The organism is Arsukibacterium sp. UBA3155 (genome assembly GCA_002364615.1).
Classification (GTDB): Bacteria; Pseudomonadota; Gammaproteobacteria; order Enterobacterales; family Alteromonadaceae; genus Alishewanella.
In genome coordinates this window covers 147,684-169,777 of sequence record DEYP01000016.1, presented here as the reverse complement: position 1 = coordinate 169,777, position 22,094 = coordinate 147,684, and the positions used below count along the sequence as shown (strand labels likewise).

The window sequence follows — 22,094 nt, the reverse complement described above, 5'->3', positions numbered from 1 at the left end:
GAATGAGGTGAATAAGGTTTGTTCTAAGCCGACCGTTGAAGCCCTGGACGGGCGGAAACGAGCCCCCAGGGAGGGGTTTACGGCGTGTCGGCGTGAACAAACCTGGTTCACCTTTTCGCTAAACCACGAACATTATCCGTTGATTAAGTTACAGAATATCGCCAGCAGCTTCATCCAGTAACCGCCGGCCGATAATCAGCCGCATAATCTCGTTGGTGCCTTCCAAAATCTGATGCACCCGCACATCACGGAAATGCCGCTCCAGCGGATATTCCTTAATGTAGCCATAACCACCATGCAGCTGCAGTGCCTGGTCGCACACCTGAAAGCCGACATCAGTCGCGAAACGTTTGGCCATCGCGCAGTAAGCAGTCGCTTCACCGTCTTTCTGGTCCAGTTTAAAGGCGGCTAAGCGCACTAACTGCCTGGCAGCAACTAACTCAGTTGCCATATCAGCAAGTTTAAACTGCAGCGCCTGAAACGCCGCCAGTGGCTTACCAAACTGCTGCCGCTCCAGCATATAATTGCGGGCAGTATTTAGTGCCTGCTGGGCGGTACCAATTGAACAGGTAGCAATATTAATCCGACCGCCGTCCAGGCCTTTCATGGCAAAGCCAAAACCTTCACCTTCGTTACCCAATAAGTAATGGGCAGGAACACGAACATCTTCAAAAGTAATAAGGCGGGTTGGCTGAGCATTCCAGCCCATTTTCTCTTCCGCTTTGCCGTATATAACGCCTTTAGCATCGGCTGGCACGATAAAGGCAGAAATGCCCTTAGGACCAGCTTCACCGGTACGGGCCATGACTACCAGTACTTCGGTAGAACCGGCACCAGAGATAAACATCTTCGAGCCGTTTAGAATGTAGTCACTGCCGTCTTTTTTGGCACTGGTTCGAAGGCCGGCAGCGTCCGAGCCTGAGCCCGGCTCAGTTAAGCAGTACGACGCCAGTTTCTGGCCGGTGACCAAATGCTCTACCCATTCGGCTTTCGCATCACTGGTACCCCAGGTGGCAATCATCCAGGTGGCCATATTATGAATGGTTAACATGGCCGTGGTGGCAGTACAGCCCATGGCCAGTTGCTCGAAAATAATAGATGAGTCTAAGCGTGATAAGCCCATACCACCGTCATCTTCAGCGGTATACAGCGAGCAAAAACCCAGCTCACCGGCTTTTTGAATGACGTCTTTCGGGAAGTGGTGATCGCGATCCCACTGCGCGGCATGTGGCGCCAGTTCCTGTTCGGCAAACTGTTTGGCCACATCGACAAAGGCTTGTTGGTCTTCTGTTAAATTGAAATTCATTGATACACCTTTACAGGTTCTGGTGTTTGACACCCTGCTACTAAATGTAGTTAAAACTTATGATGGGCTGGGTGGCACACTTTACAAGCCGACACGCTATAAACTTCCCTGGGACTCGTTTCCGGCCATCCATGGCCTACAACGGTCGGCTAAGTAAAGTCTCCCACCCGCCTTGTTATTCTAAGCCCCGCGCTTAACGCAAGTTAATCGACATATTCGGGCCAGATACCGGAATATCGTCATCAAACCAGCGGGCAGTAATGGTTTTGGTCTCAGTATAGAAACGTACTGCCTGTTTACCATAGGCATGCTGGTCGCCATAGAACGAACCTTTCCAGCCAGTAAACGAGAAAAACGGCAGTGGTACTGGAATAGGAATGTTGATACCTACCTGACCCACTTCCACTTCATGTTGATACTTACGGGCAGCCGCACCACTGGCAGTAAATATAGAGGTACCGTTCCCGTAGGGGCTGTCGTTAACCACTTTTAATGCTTCAGCCAGTGAATCAACATGCATAGTGGTTAATACCGGGCCAAAGATTTCTTGCTTATAGATTTCCATATCGGTTTTAACATTACTAAATACCGTTGGGCCTACCCAGTTACCGTCCGGATAGCCTTCAACTTTGCAGTCCGAGCCATCCAGCACACAGGTTGCGCCTTCTTTTTTACCCTGCTCAATCAGTGACAGTACACGGGCACGGGCTTGCGGGCTAATTTGCGGGCCATAAGCAGCATTCGGGTCGGTATAAACGCCCGGGCGTACTTTACCAATGGCGGCTGCCACTTCCGGGATCCACTCTGCAGCGGCACCCACAAACACTGCAACAGAAATTGCCATACAGCGCTGACCGGCAGCGCCGACTGAAGCACCCACCAGAGCGTTAACCACCTGTTGTTTATTGGCATCAGGCATAATAACCATATGGTTTTTGGCACCGGCGAAGGCCTGTACGCGTTTTAGGTTGTCGGTACCGGTTTTGTAGATGTACTGGCCCACATTGACCGAGCCAACAAATGAAATCGCCTTAATATCCGGGTGATGCAATATGGCATCTACCTGCTCTTTGGCGCCATGCACTACTTGCAACACGCCTTTTGGCGCGCCGGCTTTAACAAATAACTCGGCAATTTTGTTAACCGTCATCGGGTCTTGCTCAGACGGTTTTAAGATAAAGGTATTGCCGCAGGCAATGGCCATCGGGAACATCCACAATGGGATCATCGCCGGGAAGTTAAACGGGGTAATGCCGGCACAGACACCCAACGGCTGAATGTAGCTGTAGGTATCAATGCTGCGCGCTACGTTCTCTACCGTTTCGCCCATCATTAATGACGGAATATTGGCCGCCTGCTCAACAACTTCGATACCACGCCAGACATCGCCTTTAGCGTCTTCAACGGTTTTACCCAGTTCCTGACAGATAATCTCCGCAATTTCGCCCTGGTGTTCTTTTAATAAGTGAGCAAAACGCATCATTAAACGGGCGCGCTCTGATACCGGAACTTCTTTCCAGGTTAAAAAAGCGGCTTTGGCCGACTCTACTGCCCGGGTCATTTCTTCCTGGGTAGCGCAAGGAACCTGGGCAATCACTTCCTGGGTAGCCGGGTTGGTGACGGGGATCAGTTTGTCGCTGTTTGAGCTGACGAACTCGCCGTCGATAAAATGTTTAACCTGTTGTGTCATATTGCTTCTCCCGGTTGTTAGGGGGTGTTGCCAGCGCAAATAGATTTAATTATTAAAATAAGCTGGCACACTGTAATTTAAAGCTTGTTCATTCAGTGCAACGTTACCGGTTGCAACTCCCGTTGTGCTCGCCACAGCAACTCGCTTGCTTTCGCTCACTCAGACACTCTGTGGCTGCGCTAACGGGATTCCAACCTCACACTTGTTCTTGTTTTTAACGCAGTTACAGAACTTCAACTGCCAAGGCAACGGCTTCACCGCCACCTATACACAGCGAGGCAACGCCTTTGCTCAGGCCACGGTTTCGCAGGGCATGAATCAGGGTCACCAGAATACGGGCGCCTGAAGCACCTATCGGGTGACCTAAGGCACAGGCACCGCCGTTTACGTTAACTTTGGCTGCATCAAGACCCAATTCATTTATCGCCAGCATGGTGACCATGGCAAAGGCTTCGTTAATTTCCCAAAGATCGACCTGCTCTTTATCCCAGCCGGCTTTTTGCAGTACTTTTTGCATAGCGCCAACCGGGGCCACAGTAAACAATGCCGGCTCCATTGAGTTGGTGCTGTGGGCTACCACTTTTGCAAGTGGTGTTAAGCCCTGAGCTTTGGCATCTGACTCGCGCATTAATATCAGGGCTGCTGCACCATCTGAAATAGAGCTGGAGTTGGCCGCGGTAATGGTGCCGTCTTTAGCAAAGGCCGGCCGTAAGCTTGGGATTTTATCCAGTTTGGCATTGCCTGGCTGCTCATCTACCTTGAAGGTTACTTCGCCTTTGCGGGTTTGAAAGCTTACCGGGGCAATTTCTGACTCAAAAGCACCACTGCTTATGGCTTGCTGAGCGCGGGTAGTTGACTGCACCGCGAAAGCATCCATCTGCTCGCGGGTAATGCCTTTTTCATCGGCGGTACCCTGAGCAAAACAGCCCATGGCTTTGCCATCGTAAGCGTTCTCCAGACCGTCTAACATCATGTGGTCTTTAATCTCACCATGACCCATCCGATAGCCTGCCCGCGCTTTTGGCAACAAGTACGGTGCGTTGCTCATTGACTCCATACCACCGGCAACCACCAGATCAGCACTGCCGGCTTTCAGTAAATCACTGGCAAGCATTACCGCTTTTAAGCCCGAACCACACACCTTATTAATGGTGGTTGCCCCAGCACTTAGGGGCAATCCAGCTTTTAAAGTAGCCTGGCGCGCCGGGGCCTGACCTATACCGGCAGGCAGCACATTACCCATTATCACTTCACTAACCTTATCGCCGCTAACACCGGCTTGCTCTAGCGCCGCTTTAATCGCAGTAGCACCCAGCACAGTGGCGTCAACTTCGGTTAAACCGCCCATAAAGCCGCCCATCGCGGTGCGTTTTGCTGCAACAATTACAATATTGTGTCCGGTATTGTCAGAATCCATTTTACTCTCCTATCAAGGTTGGCCTGAAAAGATGCCCAAGAGCCTACACCAAATTTACGTTTACGCCAACGTCAACTATCTAACACTATGGTAGTGACTACTGTTTATAGTTCGGAAAATGGTGCAGTAAACTGTACAGTCTGAGCAGAAAAATCTGGCATTTTTGCTTTACAAAGCCTGCCAAAACGCTCTTCTATTGATTTTAACCCCCAGCCACTAGCTTTACCTTTACGTAAACTTCACTTATAGTTGATGGCGTTTTTGGGAAGGCGGTTATGACAGAAAAAGAAGAAAAAACCTACAGTATCAGCGAGCTGGCAAAAGAGTTCGACATTACTACCCGCAGCATTCGGTTTTACGAAGATCAGCGGCTGCTTACGCCCCTGCGAAACGGCCAGACCCGCATTTACAGCAAACGTGATCGGGTTCGCCTGAAGTTGATTTTGCGCGGAAAACGGCTGGGCTTTAGTCTGGCAGAAACCGGTCAACTGTTTGAACTGTACGACGCTGATAAAAGCAGTGTTACCCAATTAAATACCATGCTGAGACTAATCGAGCAGAAGAAAAGCGAACTGCATCAGCAACTGGACGACATTAAAGTAGTGCTAATGGAACTGGTTACCGTTGAAAAACGTTGCCTCGACACCTTAGCAGACGCCAAACAATCCAAAACCGCTTAGGCGGTTTTCAGCATTTAGCAAACGGGGATTTACCATGATAAGCAGTTACAAAGGCCTTAACTTCGATTTAGGCGAAACCGTCGATATGATCCGCGAGCAGGTTAATGCTTTCTCGCGCGAAGAAATAGCCCCACGGGCTGAACACATTGATCAGGTAAACGAATTCCCAAATGAATTATGGCGCAAATTTGGTGACTTAGGTCTGCTCGGCATTACCGTTGATGAAAAATACGGCGGCTCAGGCCTCGGCTATTTAGAACATGTGGTGGCACTGGAAGAAATCAGTCGTGCTTCCGCTTCTGTTGGCCTGTCATACGGTGCCCACTCTAATCTGTGTGTTAACCAGATTTTCCGAAACGGTACTGAAGCGCAAAAAATGAAGTACCTGCCAAAACTTTGCTCTGGCGAGCATATTGGTGCGCTGGCAATGAGTGAGCCCAATGCCGGCTCTGACGTGGTGAGTATGAAATTGCGCGCCGAGAAAAAAGGCGATATGTACATTTTAAATGGCAATAAAATGTGGATCACCAACGGCCCGGATGCACACACCTATGTTATTTATGCCAAAACCGATATTAATGCCGGCAGCAAAGGCATTACCGCTTTTATTGTTGAACGCGGCACTAAAGGTTTTAGCACTGCTCAGAAGCTGGATAAGCTTGGCATGCGAGGCTCTAATACCTGTGAGCTGGTATTTGAAGATTGCGAAGTACCGGCCGAAAATATCCTTGGCCAGATTGGCGGTGGCGTTAAAGTATTAATGAGCGGCCTGGACTACGAGCGCGTGGTATTGGCAGCCGGCCCGCTGGGCATTATGCAGGCCTGTATGGACGTGGTAGTACCTTATATTCACGACCGTAAACAGTTTGGCCAGGCCATTGGTGAATTCCAGCTGGTCCAGGGCAAACTGGCCGATATGTACACTCAGATGAATGCCGCCAAATCCTATGTTTACACAGTAGCGAAAGCCTGTGACCGTGGCGAAACCACCCGTAAAGACGCCGCAGCGGTTATTTTATATTCCGCTGAGCTAGCCACCAAAATGGCACTGGATGCCATTCAGTTATTAGGCGGTAATGGCTACATTAATGAGTACCCTACCGGCCGCTTACTGCGCGATGCCAAACTGTATGAAATTGGTGCGGGCACCTCTGAAATCCGCCGCATGTTAATCGGCCGCGAGTTATTTACAGAGTCGAACTGATATGACCAAGATCGTAAGTAAAATTAACCCCCGTAGCGACGAGTTTCTGAAAAACGCGGATGCCATGCAGGCCGTGGTCGACGATCTGAACGCTAAGGTGCAGCAAATTAAGCTCGGTGGCGGCGAAGCATTAATTGCCCGTCATACCGCCCGCGGTAAGTTGTTTGTGCGTGAGCGTATTCAAAAGCTGCTTGACCCGGGTTCGCCCTTTTTAGAAGTGGGCCAATTTGCCGGCTGGGAATGCTATGAAGATTATGTGCCCTGCGCAGGCGTGGTCGCCGGTGTTGGCCGGGTCAGTGGTGTTGAGTGCATGATTGTCGCTAACGATGCCACCGTTAAAGGCGGCACCTACTATCCGCTTACCGTAAAAAAACACCTGCGAGCGCAGGAAATCGCCGAGCGCTGTCACCTGCCTTGTATTTATCTGGTCGATTCTGGCGGGGCTAACTTGCCGCGGCAAGACGATGTGTTCCCGGATAAATTGCACTTTGGCCGAATTTTCTTTAATCAGGCCAATATGTCTGCCAAAGGTATTCCGCAAATTGCTGTAGTAATGGGCCTGTGTACCGCCGGCGGTGCTTATGTGCCGGCCATGGCAGATGAGAGCATTATTGTTAAAGAGCAAGGCACTATTTTCTTAGCCGGCCCACCGTTGGTTAAAGCCGCCACCGGTGAAGAAGTCTCCGCAGAAGAGCTTGGCGGTGCCGATGTGCACTGTAAAATCTCCGGTGTGGCGGATCACTATGCACTCAATGACGAGCATGCGCTGCAACTGGCGCGTAATGCCGTATCGCGCTTAAACCGCCAGGCACCAGAGCAACTGGATGTTAAAGCGCCGCAAGAGCCTTTATACGATGCCAAAGAGTTATACGGCATTGTCGGTACCGATTTACGCAAACCTTTTGATGTCAAAGAAGTGATTGCCCGCCTTGTCGATAACTCTGATTTTGATGAGTTTAAACAGCTGTACGGTGCGACCCTGGTGTGCGGTTTTGCACGCATCTTCGGCTATCCGGTAGGCATTATCGCCAATAACGGGATACTTTTCTCAGAGTCTGCACAAAAAGGCGCGCACTTTATTGAATTGTGTGCTCAGCGCAAAATTCCGTTGTTATTCCTGCAGAATATTACCGGCTTTATGGTCGGCAAAAAATATGAAGCTGAAGGTATTGCCAAGCACGGTGCCAAAATGGTGATGGCGGTAAGCTGTGCCAAGGTACCGAAGTTTACCGTGTTAATTGGTGGCAGCTATGGCGCCGGCAACTACGGTATGTGTGGCCGTGCCTATGACCCAACCATGATGTGGATGTGGCCTAACGCGCGCATATCAGTAATGGGTGGCGAGCAGGCAGCAGGCGTTATGGCGCAGGTAACCAAAGACGGCTTAGCCCGTAAAGGCGAAACCTTGTCAGCAGATGCCGAAAAAGCACTGAAAAAACCGATTATTGAGCAGTATGAAAAGCAGGGTCACCCTTATTACGCCAGCGGGCGTTTGTGGGATGACGGCATTATTGACCCGGCACAAACCCGGATGACTGTCGGTCTGGCGTTGGCCGCAGCACTGAATGCGCCAATTGAAGAGACAAAGTTTGGTGTATTTAGAATGTGATGTGGCTATCGGTCAGTCGCTTCGGGCAAAGACGCAGCAATCGCGCCGTACAACTTTGTCAGAACACGCCGTAAATACATCCATGTAGGGTTACAAACTTCATCCGTGAAGTTTGCCCCTTGGGCAGCAAAGAACGCTGTTCAAATTCGTTCCTGACGAATTTGTCTGTTTTTCATCCATGAAAAACACGGTTCTGAGCAAAGTGCACTGTGCGCTTGCTGCTAAGTGGATCAAGCGGGTGCGGATGTGATTTTTTCGGCGACCGTTGCAGCCCAGGATGGGCGAATCGAGCCCCCATGGATGGGTTCACGGCGTGTCGCAGACAAAAATTCACGCAGCGACCGCGATGTCGAAGACATAGGATTGCCGGTTTATAACATCCTAGCTTGCAGCAACACTTTTTGGAGAGAAAATGAACCAGGTTTACACCCAAGTAACTATCGACCAGCGTGGCGTGGCCAACCTGGTACTCAACCGGCCAGAGGTGCATAACGCCTTTGACGATCTGATGATTGCCGAGCTGATCCAGGTGCTGGACAACCTCGCAGCCAATGAACAGGTAAAAGTGCTTATGCTAAGTGCGAACGGCAAAAACTTCTCTGCCGGCGCCGATATTAACTGGATGCGCTCGATGGCCGAAAAAGACTATGCGCAAAATCTGGACGACGCCAACGAGTTGGCAACCCTCATGTATAAGCTGGACAAGTTCCCTAAGCCTACCCTCGCTTTAGTGCAAGGTGCCGCTTTTGGTGGCGCTGTTGGCCTGGTAGCGTGTTGCGATATCGCTATTGCCAGCGATACCGCCAGCTTCTGTTTAAGTGAAGTGAAAATTGGCCTGATCCCGGCCGTGATCAGCCCCTACGTGATGCGCGCCTTGGGCGAGCGGCAAAGCCGGCGTTATTTTTTAACCGCCGAACGCTTTACCGCCGACACTGCCAGATCTCTGGGGTTATTGCACGAAATCGTCAGTGCAGCTGAGCTGCCGCAAAAAGCTGATGCGTTAGCAGAGCAGCTGCTACAAAACAGCCCGGCCGCCATGAGCGCCGCTAAATCACTGATCCACAATATTTATAACCGCAAAATCAGCAACAATGTGGTAGCACATACTACTCAGGCAATTGCTGAAATTCGGGTATCTGATGAAGGCCAGGAAGGCCTGAGTGCGTTTCTTGAAAAGCGCCGCCCTAACTGGTTACCGCCTAAGCCACAGGATAATTAACTATGTTTCGCAAAATATTAATCGCTAACCGTGGCGAAATTGCCTGTCGGGTTATCGACACGGCTCATAAGCTGGGCATTCGCTGCGTGGCAGTATATTCCGAAGCCGATGCCAATGCCCGCCATGTCCGCATGGCAGACGAAGCCTATTTGCTTGGCCCGGCGCCCAGTAAAGACTCTTACTTGCGTAGCGATAAAATAATCGACATTGCCAAGCAAAGTGGTGCTGAGGCCATTCATCCGGGCTATGGGTTTTTATCGGAAAATGAAGATTTCGCCAAAGCCTGTTCGGATGCTGGTGTGGTGTTTATCGGCCCACCAGTTGGTGCGATTACCGCCATGGGCTCAAAAAGCGCCGCCAAAAAAATTATGGCTGACGCCGGCGTGCCGTTAGTGCCGGGCTACCATGGTGATGATCAATCAGACGACCTGCTGGCAAAAGAGTCTGCCAATATTGGTTATCCGCAGCTGTTAAAAGCCGCCTATGGTGGTGGTGGCAAAGGCATGCGGGTGGTCTGGACAAAAGAAGAGTTTGCCGATGCCTTAGCCAGTGCCCGGCGCGAAGCGAAAGCTGGTTTTGGTAATGACAAAATGCTGGTTGAGCGCTATTTAACCAAGCCGCGTCATATCGAAATTCAGGTGTTTTGTGATAATCACGGCAACGCAGTGTATTTAGCCGAGCGCGATTGCTCTATTCAGCGCCGGCATCAGAAAGTCATTGAAGAAGCCCCGGCACCAAATTTCAGCGCAGAACAGCGTAAAGCGATGGGTGAAGCTGCAGTAAAAGCCGCAAAAGCCATAGATTATCGTGGTGCAGGAACAGTAGAGTTCTTATTTGACGAAGACGGCTCGTTCTATTTTATGGAAATGAACACCCGACTGCAGGTAGAACACCCGGTTACGGAAATGATCACCGGCCAGGACTTGGTTAAATGGCAGCTGTTAGTGGCGGCTGGCGAAAAATTGCCCCTTAGTCAGCACGAAGTACAAATTGATGGCCATGCCATTGAAGTGCGGGTCTATGCCGAAGATCCGGATAACGATTTTATGCCTGCCACCGGCAAGCTGACTTATTTACGTCAGCCAGAACAGAGCCGCAATGTGCGGGTGGATACCGGCGTAGTAGAGAATGACGAAGTATCGCCTTTTTATGACCCAATGATTGCCAAGCTTATTGTCTGGGACGAAAGCCGTGACCGCGCTATCGCCAGAATGCTGCGTGCGCTGGACGATTACCGGATCGCCGGCGTGACCACCAATTTAAGCTTTTTAACCAGCTTAACAGAGCACCCGGCCTTTAAAGCAGCCGAGTTAGATACCAACTTTATCAACCAGCATCAGGCAACCTTATTCGCCCCGGCCAACAGCGAGAATAATCAGGCACTCGTGCTAGCCGCGCTATTTATTATGGAGCAGCAAAAAGCACCACGGCCCAGTAACACCAGCCCGAGTCCCTGGCAATACAGCCATGGCTGGCGTTTAAATGAAACACCGACCGTTATTCTTAATTTACTGCACGGTGATAACGCTGAGCAATTGACGATACGCGAGCAACAACAGCATTATGTAATTGAACTGCAAGGCCAGCAAATTTGCTGTCTGGCGGATCTAAATGGCGATGAGTTAAGCGCGACCTTGGGCGATCATAAAACCAAGGTGCGGGTCAGCCGTTATCAGGACACCATCAGTGTCTTTATTAAACATCATCGATATGACTTTATTTATCGCACTGAAGTCACTCCGGAGCTGGATGGCAGCGAGCATGCCGGCAGTTTAACTGCGCCAATGAACGGTACTATTGTGGCGATAATGACCAAAGCCGGCGCTAATGTAAAAGCCGGTGATACGCTGGTTATTATGGAAGCGATGAAAATGGAATACAGCATTAAAGCCCCCAAAGACGGCGTGGTAAATGAGGTGTTTTATGCAGCTGGCGACCTGGTAAAAGATGGTGCCGAACTGGTCGATTTTAGTCCGGAGGAAGCATGAGCTTACCAGCACGTGTCCGTATAGTGGAAGTAGGCCCGCGTGATGGCCTGCAAAACGAGCAAAGTGTTAGCAGCACCGATAAGATTGCTTTAATCGACATGCTAAGCGCCGCTGGGCACAGTTACATTGAAAGTGGCGCTTTTGTTTCACCTAAGTGGGTACCGCAAATGGCCGACTCTGCAGAGGTATTTGCCGGTATTACCCGCAAAGCTGGCGTGACTTATGCGGCGCTGACCCCTAATTTAAAAGGCTATGAAGCAGCAAAAGCCGCAGGTGCCACCGAAGTCGCTATTTTTGGCGCAGCATCAGAAGCGTTTAGCCAGAAAAACATTAACTGCTCTATCAGTGAAAGCCTGGAGCGCTTTGCGCCGGTCGTTGAGGCGGCGAAAGCTGATGGCATTAAAGTACGTGGTTATGTGTCTTGTGTGGTCGGTTGTCCGTATCAGGGCGATGTGGCACCGACCGAGGTTGCCCTGGTTGCTAAAGCCCTGCTGGAAATGGGCTGCTATGAGATATCTCTGGGCGATACTATTGGTGTTGGCACCCCGACAAAAGTGAACGCCATGCTGGATGCGGTGCTATCGATGGTACCTGCTGAAAAATTAGCTGTACATTTTCATGACACCTACGGCCAGGCCCTGACTAATATTTACGTGGCGCTTAATCGTGGCATTAGCATTATTGATAGCGCTGTGGCCGGTTTAGGCGGCTGCCCTTATGCTGCTGGTGCTTCGGGCAATGTGGCCACCGAAGATGTGGTGTACTTATTAAATGGCCTGGGTATTGAGCACGGCATTGATTTAGCGGCGCTGGCAGAAGCCGGCTGGTTTATTACTGGCAAGCTTGGGAAGCAACCTAGTTCTAAAGTAGGATTGGCACTTAAGGCGAAGTGCACGCAAACTGGTGATTAGTTAACAGCAGCAAATAAGGTTCTTCGGACACGGTAAGCACTCCGTACAACTTTGCCGAAACACGCCGTAAACCCATCCATGGGGGCTCCTGTTTTTCATCCATGAAAAACACGGTTCCGGCCAAAGTGTACAGCGCGCTTCCCTTTACTTTGAAGTAAGCTGATGCGGATGTGATTTTTTCTGAGACCGTTGAAGCCCTGGACGGGCGGAAACGAGCCCCCAGGGAGGGGTTCACGGCGTGTCGCAGACAAAAATACACGTAGCAGCAGCGGAATCGAAGAACGGCTCTAAAATAAAGTTCAGCAAAGAACAGAGGACAACAAATGGCAGGGTTTAATAAAGTCGTACATAGTTACGAAGACGCCATGGCCGGCTTGCAAGACGGCATGACCGTTATTGCCGGTGGCTTTGGCTTATGCGGTATTCCGGAAGGATTAATTGCCCAGATTAAAAAAATGGCTACCACCGATTTAACCGTGGTATCCAATAACTGTGGTGTCGATGGTTTTGGTTTGGGTATTTTACTGGAAGACCGCCAAATCAAAAAAATGGTCGCCTCTTATGTTGGTGAAAACGCCCTGTTTGAAAAACAACTGCTAAGTGGCGAGCTCGAAGTAGAGCTTACTCCGCAGGGTACCCTGGCAGAAAAAATGCGTGCTGGCGGCGCCGGTATTCCGGCCTTTTTCACCGCTACCGGTTATGGCACCCCCGTTGCTGAAGGCAAAGAAACCCGCGAAATTGATGGTCGGCATTACGTATTAGAACCTGCCATTACCGGTGATTTTGCCATAGTGCGCGCCTGGAAAGCCGACCGCTACGGTAACCTGATGTTCCGTCACACCTCGATGAACTTCAATCCGATGGCGGCTACCGCTGGTAAAATTACCGTGGCCGAAGTGGAAGAAATTGTTGAGCCGGGTGAGCTGGAACCGTCGCAAATTCATACCCCAGGTATTTACGTGCAGCGCGTAATCAAAGGCAGCTTTGAAAAACGCATCGAACGTCGTATGGTGCGGCAAGGTTAAGGAGGCAACCATGGCTTTATCTCGTGAACAGGTAGCAATGCGCGTAGCGCAAGAGCTGCAAGACGGTTACTACGTTAACCTGGGTATTGGTATTCCGACTCTGGTAGCCAATTATGTGCCAGAGGGCATTGAAGTGATGCTGCAGTCTGAAAACGGCTTGCTGGGTATGGGCCCCTACCCGACTGAAGCAGAGCTTGACGCCGATATGATTAACGCCGGCAAAGAAACGGTCACCGCTATTAAAGGCGCGGCTATATTCAGCTCAGCAGAAAGCTTTGCCATGATCCGTGGCGGTCATGTTGATTTAACCGTACTGGGCGCCTTTGAAGTGGACCAGAACGGTAATATCGCCAGCTGGATGATCCCCGGAAAACTGGTTAAAGGCATGGGCGGTGCTATGGATTTAGTCGCCGGTGCCATGAATATCGTGGTTACCATGACCCACGCCGATAAATACGGCAACAGTAAACTGCTGGAAGGCTGCACGCTGCCGTTAACCGGCGTTGGCTGTGTAAAAAAAATCGTTACCGATTTAGCCGTACTGGAGGTGCGCAACGGCGCTTTCCACCTGTTAGAGCGCGCGCCGGGAATAACTGTTGAAGAAATTCAGCAGAAAACAGCCGGCAAGCTGGTGGTTAATGGCGACATACCAGAGATGGTATTTAACTAAAGCTTATTTCCACCTATAGCACTACCCGCCTTATGCCACATTGAGGCTGGTAGTTTTTTTTATTTCCTCCGCCAATATTGTTCCTTTTTACTCTAAATTTAGCATTTACTTTTTCTTCGTTATCATTAAAATCCTCATTCTTAACAAAAAAATAAAAGGATGTTAAATGAGTGATGCAGTTTCCAACCCTTATACCGCGCCAACGGCAAATTTGAATGCGCCGTTAAACAATGGCAAGTTAAAGCAACTTCCCCGATTCTCGGCCTGGTGGGTATTTTTACTTAATATCGTTACACTGGGTATTTACCCGTTATGGTGGCTCTACTCTCGTGCCAGCACCTTAAATCAGATCCAAAGCAGACCCATTGCCCTGGAATTAATTTATGTGCTGGTGGCAGTATTACTGGGCAGTTTTGCGCTGGGTTTTGTCGCCGGGTTTTCTGGCGAAGAATATGCCGTTATTGAAAATAGCCTTAGTATTGCTTACTGGGTTTTATATCTGATTACTGCGTTTACCATCAGAAACCGACTGCATGATGTCTTTATTGAAGAAGGCCACCATGTTCGTACCGGCCCTATCCTGACGTTCTTTTTTAGCAGCATTTATTTGCAATACAAAATTAATGAAGCGATAGATACCACCAGTAACCGTTAGTCTTAAAGCATGCCTGAACGCTTCACCCGTAAGTAAGCGTTCAGGCTTTGTGGTAATAAATCCTTCGCTCTGCTGCTGATACAAAGCACATGTTCTTTTTGCAGTCGTTGCCAGTTCTGCTGAAACAGTTGGTTAAGCTGCACAGCACCCAGATAACTTTTAGCCTGAATGCTGTCTGTTATGTTATGAGATAACTGTTGGCGAATAGCTTCGTTCTCAATATGAATTACCCCTATCAGATGATGTTGCTGCAACAAGCGAACTGCTGGTAATAAATCAGAAAAATCTTCATCCTGTAAGGTGGTGACTATTAACACCAAGGCGCGCTTTGGCTTTTTAGAAATAAGTTGTCTGGCAGCAACCAGATAATCAGGGCTGATATCTGACGGATATAAATCATAAAAATGCTGCATTACTTTAGAGATATCCCGGACACTTCTGACATTAGGTAACCAGCGCTCAGTCGCGCCAAAAGACTGCATGCTAAACCAGTCACCATTTTTCAGTACCGAATGCGCCAATAGCAAAATAGCACTTAACGCGGCATCAAAGTGGGTGCCAATCTCCGTTTCCACATGCATTCTGCGGCCACTGTCGAGCATCACGATAACCTGCTGACTTTGTTCTTCCTGGAACTCCCTGGCAATCAGTTTCAGACGCCGGCTGGAAGCCTGCCAATCAATCTGGTTCTGACTGTCTCCCAGTCGATACTCGCGCAGATGCCTGAATTCGGTGCCGCTACCCCGCTTATTAAACACTTTAATCCCAGGCACCGGTAAATTACCAACACCACTGAGTCCCGGGGATTTCATTAGTACCGAAAAATCAGGATACACCTTTACCTGGTGTTGTGCCGAAACATGGTATCTGCTCTGCCAAAAGCCACCGGGAAGCTGTAAGCGAAAATCGGTACCTGAGAGCTCAACCAGACCGCGCCGGCTGGGTTTCACCTGATAAGTAAACTTCAGTTTTTCTTTTGCCGCCAAACGGCTGCTAAACTGACGCTGCTCTCGCAACCAATGCGCTGGCATTCTCTCGGCAGCACTGAGTAACAGGGTTTGCTCAGTATGGTTTTCGATAATCAGCTGATAAGTAAATTCGCAGTTAAGATTAAGATTGTCGGGTAACTCCCGCTGCACGGTTAATGGCGGTAAACGTTTGAGCCGGGTAAAGTCGCTACGCCCCTTAAGAAGAATTAACCCGAAAAGTCCGCCTATCGTAGCCAGCTGTACCGCCTGGCTACTCTGAAGTATTTTTAGCACAATACTCAGCACAACCAAAGCTGCCAACGCCAGCAAAAGTCGGTTTGACGGACGTATAGTTAACGGTTTCATTCGCGGGGTACTTCAGTCTTCATCAGGATAGCGCTGATAATATCGTCTTCATTGGTGCCTTCTAACTCTGCTTCTGCAGATAAAATGATCCGATGACGTAAAATAGGTTTTGCAGACAGTTTTAAGTCATCCGGTATTACAAACTCCCGTCCATTCATCAGCGCTCTGACCTTGGCCAGTTTGATCATATTGATACTGGCCCTGACCCCTGCCCCATGGAGCACACCAGGCCAGCTTCTGGTTTTTCTGACGATATCCAGCGCGTACATGTAGAGCTTTTCATCCACCAGAACCTGAGTGGCCTGGTTGCGCATTGTCATTAGCTGGTCGCGGGTAATCACGGTTTTTAATCCACTAACCTGTGATTCATTAGATTCACCGGCAGTATTCAGTAGCAGCAAATGCAATTCATGTTCAAGACTGGGGTATCCCAACTTTAGTTTCACCATAAAACGGTCTAACTCGGCTTCAGGCAGTGGATAAGTCCCCTCCTGATCAAGCGGGTTCTGGGTAGCCATTACCATAAATGGGCCCTGCAGCTTCATGCTGGTGCCATCAATGGTAATTTGCAGCTCCTGCATCACTTCCAGCAAAGCTGACTGTGTTTTTGCCGGTGCACGGTTAATTTCGTCGGCCAGCAGAATATTGGTATAGGCTGGTCCTTTTTTCAGTTCAAATTCGCCCTTGCCCATATTATAGAGGCTATGCCCTACCACATCGGATGGCATCAAATCGGGTGTAAATTGGATCCTGCTGAATTCAACATCCACAGAACGTGCTAAGGCCCTTACCAATAAGGTTTTGCCAAGGCCAGGCACCCCTTCAAGTAGTACGTGACCACCCGCGAGCAGTACAGCAATCACATCGTCTACAATCTCATGCTGCCCTACCAGAACTTGCTGAATATTCTGTCTTATTGCCGAGATGGTTTGACGAATTTGCTCAGTCTGCTGCACACCTAACTCTGTCATATTGCTTTCCTTATTTTTTGCCAGAACCCGATATACTCAGCAAGATCGACGGCTCTGGCCGGCCAGGGCTGAGTAAAAAAATGATTAAGTTGCGCCGATGACAGCCCACACCAGTTTGCGATTAACTGCTGCTGATCGTGCTGTGCTAACCGTGAAAACCCGGGATAACGCCGATCACAAATCGTCAGAATATCCTGCATCAATAGCTGCTTAAGCCATTCATCTGGCATTCGTTTATCCAGAAAATTACCACAGGCATAAAGATGATGTTCAAAAACATTATCCCGGGTAGTGAGTAACTGCTCAGGGGGTGAAAGACGCTGAACAACTCGCCAGATTAACAAAGAGAATGTCAGCAACAATAATAACCAAGCCGGCCAGTTCCAATACCACAGCCGCTGAAACCACAGTAATGTACCGGGATCCCGCATCACATGCATCTGGCTGGCGTTGCCAATCAGCGAGAGAGTAAGCAAGGCATTATCAGCTTTATCCAACAAGCTATTTTGCATAAATACCGTCTGGCTGGTGAACGTGACTTTGCCACTGTCTGAAGCAAACTGGCACGCGACATAACCATCGTGCTGCCCCTGCTCCTGGCCGATAATAGTCATCAGCGGATTGTCACAGTGTTCAATGCGGTAATCTGGCATCACTGCCACGTTCAGCACACCTTGCACAAACTCAGCGGTGGCCTCAACGAATGTCGATCTGACGAAACGGTGCCAGTACTGTTGCACCTCACTTTCTGCCAGTGAAATCTCAATAGCAAAAGCAGCAAGCAGGCGGTTATTGGCAAGCTGTTTACGGTTTTGGGCAGATAACTGATACACAAGATGTCCACCAGAGCGGGTCCATGCCAGCAAAGGTTCGGCTAACTCGGGCTCAAAACGCAGCAGATTTTCGTTGATAACGATGATACGTTCAGATGCCGGCGCCGACTTCAGCAGGTGTCGCAACTGAGTGCTATCAGAAATCTCAGCCAAGGAACCTTCGTATTGTTGTAATAGCTGTGCAGTGGCAAACCAAGGTTGACTGACAGCCTCTCTGCTCAGGCCACTCTCTTCAGTAATCTGTTGCCATTGCCCCTGACTAACACGCCAGATAATAAACACCAGCAAGGCAGCAGCACCAGCCAGAACCCATTTTTTCATCGAGGGCTTTGCTCCTGTGGCCAGACACTAAGCTGCTGCAAAATGACACCGAGATTATCAAGCGTCAACTGCTGATGCCCCCAGGCAATCGCTATCCATAAATCAATAAGCCGGGCCATGGTAAGGCTTATATGCTCGGGTGTATCCTGGCTAATCGCCCGCAAACACTCTTGCTCAGTCATCGTTGCCGCCAGCTTTACCGAATAATGCTGTTGTATATAATGCAGGGCAAAACGCAGTAAACACGCCGCCATTAACCGGGCGTTACCGGTCTGCTGAAATTTCGCTGCCTGTAGCAGTAAATCATCATTATCGATATCGGCAGGTAAATCAGCGAACATCATCGGAATGGTTGGTGCTGCCAACGGCACTTTTTTGCTAAAAGGCTGGATCAACCGATGATAATTCTGGAATAACCAATACAGCAGGCCTAGGGTCAGCGCGATAATACACACCCAACCAATCACCCCAAGGCTATCAGCAATAACGCTGAAAATACCAAGCCAGTCGCTGCTGTCGGTCTGTACTTCTTCGGTAGTTTCAGTCACCCAGCGAGTACGATAATCCAGCAACTCGTGCTGCTGATATATCTGTTCAACCTGTTGTTCTATCTCAGCTTTATATTCTGCACTGTACAGCGGGGTTGCTACAGCTTCCGGGTTGCTATCGCTGCTCTGATTTAACGTAGCTTCGGCGCTGTTTTCTGTATCAGTTGCTTGCTTGATGTTTGGAATAAGTTGCTGCGGTTCTGCCAGTAACGGTTCGGGAAACGTACCAAGGGTTAAACACAACAGCATGACAGCAACGGTGGTCAACGCTTGCAGGCGCAACGCTATTTTACGGAAGGTTAACTCCAGATCCCATGCTTCAAGGACAATGCGGCGATTGATGTACATCAAAAAGCCACCCAGGACAAAAAGCGGAGCCACTAAGCTGTATGCTACCAGCGTCGCACTCAGCACGATATAACCGCCAACATGGCTCTCTAATAAACTCAAACTACTCAACCAGTCAGGTACCAGAGCTGCAGGTAGAAAATTGTAACCAAGCAACAGCATCATAACCAAAATTAATAGTTCAAGATGAACACAAAAAGCCAGCCAGAACCCCTGGCGGTCGTTATAAAGACGCGTTAATGTTCTGCATCTTTGCTGACGGGCGTCTCCTCTTTGCTGCTCCAGCAATAACACCGGTGCCAGAAATGCCCGCCGCCAGGCAAAGCGATACCAGGTAACACTGAGTAACGCCTGCCACCAACCGCCGGTTCGAAGTGCGCTAAAGCAGGACCTGATGGCGGGTTGCTCGGAGAATACCGCCCTGCTGATATAATGCAGCAAAGGTCTCTCCAGTAAGGGTTTAGCCAGCCAGACAATTGAACCCGCCAGCCAAGGATCAACAACAACCGCCAGCAGCAGTGCCAGCGGAATTGCCGTGGTTAACCACAATATACAAAGCGGCCACCACATTAGCCGATAGCAACGCACAGCAAGATCGAAAACCTGCCATGGGCTACGAACCTGAGGCTCAATAATTAACTGCTTAACGTCCAAGCACGGTCCCCCGGTACAACCAGTAACACACTGCCGCCCAGCAAAACGCACCCACCGTGTACTTTACTTCAGCAGCAAGCAGACGGGGTGACCAGAACGCTTCAATGCCTGCAGCCAGCACCAACATAACAAAAGCGACAACCACGATTGGCATAACCTGATGGGCCACCAGCTTTAACGAAGTAAAGCGATTATAAATACCGGGCGCCAGCAGGCTGAACCCGAGCCGGCAACCTGCTGCACCGCTCAGTACAATGGCGGTCAGTTCAACTGAACCATGGCCAATGACAAACGAGAAAAACGGTTCATTAAAGCCCATATTAATCATGTGGCCGGCAACAGCACCAAGATAAAGACCGTTATAGACAATAAAAAATAGCGCACCAACGCATAACAACATGCCACCAGCGAAAGTTTGAAAGGCAATTCCAATATTGTTGTAAATATAAAAGCCAAACATCAGAACATCTGACTGCGCTTTGCGTCCGGTTCCGCTGCTGGCGGGATCATACATCTCAGTAAACTTTTCCAGATCGGCAGCCGACATAAAATAATTAATATTGTCCGCAGAACTGCAAACAAATAAAGCTGCTGCCAGTCCCAAGCCATAAAATAATGCTAAGTTCAGCCATATCCAGCGGCGAAACTGATAACAAGCTTCAAGCGCACGAATACCGATAAGCTGGCGTAGTTCAAACCAGACCGGTTGATTATTCTGATATAAATAATGCTGGCCTGCGGCAACCAGCTGATTCAGCCGGTCAATCAGTAAAGGGCTATACTGGCGACTACGAGCGAGGCTTAAATCGCTGCAAAGTTGCCGATACGACGCGGGAAATAACTCAGGCCGGGTAAAACTGCCGGCGTTCAGCTCCTGTTCCAGCTGCAGCCACAGTGGCTCGCGCTGTTTAACAAACTGAGACTGTTTCATGCTTTCTCACCCGCATAATAGGCGCCCAGGGCACAGAGATAAGCCACCTTGTCATCCGTTTCTATATCCAGTGCGCTGATCAGTAACTCGGCCAGCTCTTGTTGTCGCTGTTCAGATAAGCTGGCGTGACGTAGCCAGAAATCTAACACTGCTGCCTGCTCTGAACTGGCAAGCGGTTGCGGTGCCTGAGTTAATGCCTGTCCCGTGATCTTTGGCAGGGGTAGCACCTGCTGCTGATAAACCACCATAGTGCCACCGGCCCAGTCTCCCAGTCTTTTGAAGTTCTGGCTTAGTACCATCGATACTAAACCCAGTGCATAGCCAAGCGGCAGCATATCGACCGGGCGCAGTAAATTACGTAGGACAATAGCGGAAAACCCGGCGGGTAACCCATTATCGGCCACTACTTTAAGCTTCATTTTTCGTTTACCGGGAGAGCTGCCGGTACGATATTCGAAAAAAATGTAGTAGCACCAGTTAAGGACAAATAATATTACCAGCAAGATACCTTCACCGGCCTGACCAACCTGACCTAATATCAGCGCCGCAGCGGTAAAAAGTAAGGCCCGGTAAATAAAATCAATAATAAAAGCCGCCGTTCTTACCGCAATGCCCGCAGGCACCAGGGTAAGACTAACGCCCTCTGGCAATTGAATACCAATTTTGTTGTCAATAATGTTACTTTGAGTCAAAAATTATATCTTACCGAAAATAAAAACGCTGACATCTTGGCGAATGCCACAAAAATTAGCAAGAAAAAGCTTAGTTATTTACAATAAATTCAGCGCTTTAACCTGGCCAGCAAACTGGAAGTATCCCAGCGGCCGCCGCCCAGTTGTTGTACTTCGCTGTAAAACTGATCAACTAAGGCGGTCAGTGGCAAGTGGCTGCCATTTTTGCGCGCTTCGTTTAAGGCGATGCCCAGGTCTTTGCGCATCCAATCTACCGCAAAGCCAAAATCGTATTTGCCATTGAGCATGGTGTTAGAGCGGTTTTGCATTTGCCATGACTGTGCTGCGCCCTGTGAAATGACTTCGACTACCGCCGCACCATCTAAGCCGGCATTCTGGGCAAAATTCAGCGCTTCAGCCAGGCCTTGTACCACGCCGGCGATGCAAATCTGGTTAACCATTTTCGCTAACTGACCAGAGCCAGCCGGCCCCAGTAATTTGGCACAGCGGGAGTAACTCATAATGGCAGCTTCTGCCTTAGCCATATCGCTGGCATTGCCGCCCAGCATAACGGTTAGAGCACCGTTCTGCGCACCAGCCTGACCACCGGATACCGGCGCATCTAAAAAACCAACTTCTTTCGCTAAACAGGCCGCGTGCAGCTCACGGGCTAATTCTGCTGAGGCCGTTGTATGATCGGTTAACACGCTTTGCCTCTGCATGGTCGCCAGCACACCGTCATCGCCATAGACCACCGAACGAACATCATCATCATTACCTACACATAAAAACACCAGTTCAGCGTCTGCTGCAGCCTGTGCCGGAGTAGCCGCATGACTGCCACCGTATTGTTTAACCCACGATGCTGCCTTAGTTGCAGTGCGGTTATAGACACACACCTGATAGCCTTTTTGCTGTAAATACCCGGCCATCGGGTAGCCCATTACCCCTAAACCAATAAAGGCGACTTTAGCTTTGCTTTTAATTGACATAAAAATGACTTATAGCTATGAAATGATAGGTTGTTAGCTTACAAACTTAGTCAGGGAAAAGAAAGACGGATCCAGCAATCGGAACGTATAACAGAATTTAAAACATAATCGGGGAGC

General features: G+C 49.5%; 19 protein-coding genes. 9 read left to right on the top strand and 10 right to left on the bottom strand.

From position 1 onward, the window contains the following. Positions 1-148 precede the first annotated feature (148 nt). From B2X65_RS07290 to B2X65_RS07280, 3 genes are all read right to left on the bottom strand, one after another. A complete protein-coding gene (locus tag B2X65_RS07290) occupies positions 149-1,306 on the bottom strand; it encodes an acyl-CoA dehydrogenase family protein (RefSeq protein WP_290611608.1) in 1,158 nt (385 codons plus the stop codon). Between the two features lie 193 nt (positions 1,307-1,499). After that, the gene (locus tag B2X65_RS07285) at positions 1,500-2,996 is read right to left on the bottom strand and encodes a CoA-acylating methylmalonate-semialdehyde dehydrogenase (protein WP_290611606.1); all 1,497 of its coding nucleotides are present in this window, start codon (positions 2,994-2,996) and stop codon (positions 1,500-1,502) included. A 223-nt stretch (positions 2,997-3,219) separates the two neighbouring features. After that, a complete protein-coding gene (locus B2X65_RS07280; RefSeq protein ID WP_290611604.1) occupies positions 3,220-4,413 on the bottom strand; it encodes a thiolase family protein in 1,194 nt (397 codons plus the stop codon). A gap of 275 nt (positions 4,414-4,688) precedes the next feature. Between B2X65_RS07280 and B2X65_RS07275 the strand changes: the two genes are divergently transcribed. The 9 genes from B2X65_RS07275 to B2X65_RS07235 all read left to right on the top strand — a co-directional run bounded on the left by B2X65_RS07275 (position 4,689) and on the right by B2X65_RS07235 (position 14,374). Continuing rightward, positions 4,689-5,093: a MerR family transcriptional regulator gene (locus tag B2X65_RS07275; RefSeq protein ID WP_290611603.1), complete on the top strand. Its 405-nt coding sequence runs from the start codon at positions 4,689-4,691 to the stop codon at positions 5,091-5,093. A 34-nt stretch (positions 5,094-5,127) separates the two neighbouring features. Next, positions 5,128-6,297 carry an isovaleryl-CoA dehydrogenase gene (locus B2X65_RS07270; protein ID WP_290611601.1) on the top strand — a complete coding sequence of 390 codons (1,170 nt, stop codon included), beginning with the start codon at positions 5,128-5,130 and terminating at the stop codon, positions 6,295-6,297. A 1-nt stretch (position 6,298) separates the two neighbouring features. After that, entirely contained in the window at positions 6,299-7,906 is a 1,608-nt protein-coding gene (locus tag B2X65_RS07265) for a carboxyl transferase domain-containing protein (protein ID WP_290611600.1), read from the top strand. A 412-nt stretch (positions 7,907-8,318) separates the two neighbouring features. Next, a complete protein-coding gene (locus B2X65_RS07260; protein WP_290611598.1) occupies positions 8,319-9,125 on the top strand; it encodes an enoyl-CoA hydratase/isomerase family protein in 807 nt (268 codons plus the stop codon). A gap of 2 nt (positions 9,126-9,127) precedes the next feature. Then, complete coding sequence (locus B2X65_RS07255) at positions 9,128-11,113, top strand: acetyl/propionyl/methylcrotonyl-CoA carboxylase subunit alpha (protein ID WP_290611596.1); 1,986 nt, start codon at positions 9,128-9,130, stop codon at positions 11,111-11,113. Beyond that, positions 11,110-12,024 (top strand): hydroxymethylglutaryl-CoA lyase, encoded by a 915-nt coding sequence (locus tag B2X65_RS07250; protein WP_290611595.1) that lies wholly within the window; start codon positions 11,110-11,112, stop codon positions 12,022-12,024. The genes B2X65_RS07255 and B2X65_RS07250 overlap by 4 nt, the downstream gene beginning before the upstream one ends. A gap of 323 nt (positions 12,025-12,347) precedes the next feature. Then, entirely contained in the window at positions 12,348-13,049 is a 702-nt protein-coding gene (locus B2X65_RS07245) for a CoA transferase subunit A (protein WP_290611594.1), read from the top strand. A gap of 10 nt (positions 13,050-13,059) precedes the next feature. Next, positions 13,060-13,719 (top strand): CoA transferase subunit B, encoded by a 660-nt coding sequence (locus B2X65_RS07240; RefSeq protein ID WP_290611593.1) that lies wholly within the window; start codon positions 13,060-13,062, stop codon positions 13,717-13,719. A gap of 166 nt (positions 13,720-13,885) precedes the next feature. Further along, the gene (locus B2X65_RS07235; RefSeq protein ID WP_290611591.1) at positions 13,886-14,374 is read left to right on the top strand and encodes a DUF4234 domain-containing protein; all 489 of its coding nucleotides are present in this window, start codon (positions 13,886-13,888) and stop codon (positions 14,372-14,374) included. Positions 14,375-14,376: 2 nt separating this feature from the next. Here the strand turns inward: B2X65_RS07235 and B2X65_RS07230 are convergent, their stop codons facing one another. The 7 genes from B2X65_RS07230 to B2X65_RS07200 form a co-directional block, all read right to left on the bottom strand. After that, entirely contained in the window at positions 14,377-15,708 is a 1,332-nt protein-coding gene (locus tag B2X65_RS07230; protein WP_290611590.1) for a DUF58 domain-containing protein, read from the bottom strand. Further along, positions 15,705-16,679 carry an AAA family ATPase gene (locus B2X65_RS07225; RefSeq protein WP_290611588.1) on the bottom strand — a complete coding sequence of 325 codons (975 nt, stop codon included), beginning with the start codon at positions 16,677-16,679 and terminating at the stop codon, positions 15,705-15,707. The genes B2X65_RS07230 and B2X65_RS07225 overlap by 4 nt, the downstream gene beginning before the upstream one ends. Continuing rightward, the gene (locus B2X65_RS07220) at positions 16,676-17,833 is read right to left on the bottom strand and encodes a hypothetical protein (protein ID WP_290611586.1); all 1,158 of its coding nucleotides are present in this window, start codon (positions 17,831-17,833) and stop codon (positions 16,676-16,678) included. The genes B2X65_RS07225 and B2X65_RS07220 overlap by 4 nt, the downstream gene beginning before the upstream one ends. Then, complete coding sequence (locus tag B2X65_RS07215) at positions 17,830-19,383, bottom strand: hypothetical protein (protein WP_290611585.1); 1,554 nt, start codon at positions 19,381-19,383, stop codon at positions 17,830-17,832. The genes B2X65_RS07220 and B2X65_RS07215 overlap by 4 nt, the downstream gene beginning before the upstream one ends. Further along, positions 19,373-20,314 carry a stage II sporulation protein M gene (locus B2X65_RS07210; protein WP_290611584.1) on the bottom strand — a complete coding sequence of 314 codons (942 nt, stop codon included), beginning with the start codon at positions 20,312-20,314 and terminating at the stop codon, positions 19,373-19,375. Before B2X65_RS07210 ends, B2X65_RS07215 begins: the two co-directional genes overlap by 11 nt. After that, positions 20,311-21,006, bottom strand: a complete 696-nt coding sequence (locus B2X65_RS07205) for an RDD family protein (RefSeq protein ID WP_290611583.1) — start codon at positions 21,004-21,006, stop codon at positions 20,311-20,313. The genes B2X65_RS07210 and B2X65_RS07205 overlap by 4 nt, the downstream gene beginning before the upstream one ends. An 89-nt stretch (positions 21,007-21,095) precedes the next feature. Continuing rightward, entirely contained in the window at positions 21,096-21,977 is an 882-nt protein-coding gene (locus tag B2X65_RS07200) for an NAD(P)-dependent oxidoreductase (protein WP_290611581.1), read from the bottom strand. Positions 21,978-22,094 lie beyond the last annotated feature (117 nt).

Excerpts from the sequence above, each read along its gene's own strand:
- B2X65_RS07290 (WP_290611608.1), bottom strand. The coding sequence starts at position 1,306 with ATGAATTTCAATTTAACAGAAGACCAACAAGCCTTTGTCGATGTGGCC.
- B2X65_RS07285 (WP_290611606.1), bottom strand. The coding sequence starts at position 2,996 with ATGACACAACAGGTTAAACATTTTATCGACGGCGAGTTCGTCAGCTCA.
- B2X65_RS07280 (WP_290611604.1), bottom strand. The coding sequence starts at position 4,413 with ATGGATTCTGACAATACCGGACACAATATTGTAATTGTTGCAGCAAAA.
- B2X65_RS07275 (WP_290611603.1), top strand. The coding sequence starts at position 4,689 with ATGACAGAAAAAGAAGAAAAAACCTACAGTATCAGCGAGCTGGCAAAA.
- B2X65_RS07270 (WP_290611601.1), top strand. The coding sequence starts at position 5,128 with ATGATAAGCAGTTACAAAGGCCTTAACTTCGATTTAGGCGAAACCGTC.
- B2X65_RS07265 (WP_290611600.1), top strand. The coding sequence starts at position 6,299 with ATGACCAAGATCGTAAGTAAAATTAACCCCCGTAGCGACGAGTTTCTG.
- B2X65_RS07260 (WP_290611598.1), top strand. The coding sequence starts at position 8,319 with ATGAACCAGGTTTACACCCAAGTAACTATCGACCAGCGTGGCGTGGCC.
- B2X65_RS07255 (WP_290611596.1), top strand. The coding sequence starts at position 9,128 with ATGTTTCGCAAAATATTAATCGCTAACCGTGGCGAAATTGCCTGTCGG.
- B2X65_RS07250 (WP_290611595.1), top strand. The coding sequence starts at position 11,110 with ATGAGCTTACCAGCACGTGTCCGTATAGTGGAAGTAGGCCCGCGTGAT.
- B2X65_RS07245 (WP_290611594.1), top strand. The coding sequence starts at position 12,348 with ATGGCAGGGTTTAATAAAGTCGTACATAGTTACGAAGACGCCATGGCC.
- B2X65_RS07240 (WP_290611593.1), top strand. The coding sequence starts at position 13,060 with ATGGCTTTATCTCGTGAACAGGTAGCAATGCGCGTAGCGCAAGAGCTG.
- B2X65_RS07235 (WP_290611591.1), top strand. The coding sequence starts at position 13,886 with ATGAGTGATGCAGTTTCCAACCCTTATACCGCGCCAACGGCAAATTTG.
- B2X65_RS07230 (WP_290611590.1), bottom strand. The coding sequence starts at position 15,708 with ATGAAACCGTTAACTATACGTCCGTCAAACCGACTTTTGCTGGCGTTG.
- B2X65_RS07225 (WP_290611588.1), bottom strand. The coding sequence starts at position 16,679 with ATGACAGAGTTAGGTGTGCAGCAGACTGAGCAAATTCGTCAAACCATC.
- B2X65_RS07220 (WP_290611586.1), bottom strand. The coding sequence starts at position 17,833 with ATGAAAAAATGGGTTCTGGCTGGTGCTGCTGCCTTGCTGGTGTTTATT.
- B2X65_RS07210 (WP_290611584.1), bottom strand. The coding sequence starts at position 20,314 with ATGAAACAGTCTCAGTTTGTTAAACAGCGCGAGCCACTGTGGCTGCAG.
- B2X65_RS07200 (WP_290611581.1), bottom strand. The coding sequence starts at position 21,977 with ATGTCAATTAAAAGCAAAGCTAAAGTCGCCTTTATTGGTTTAGGGGTA.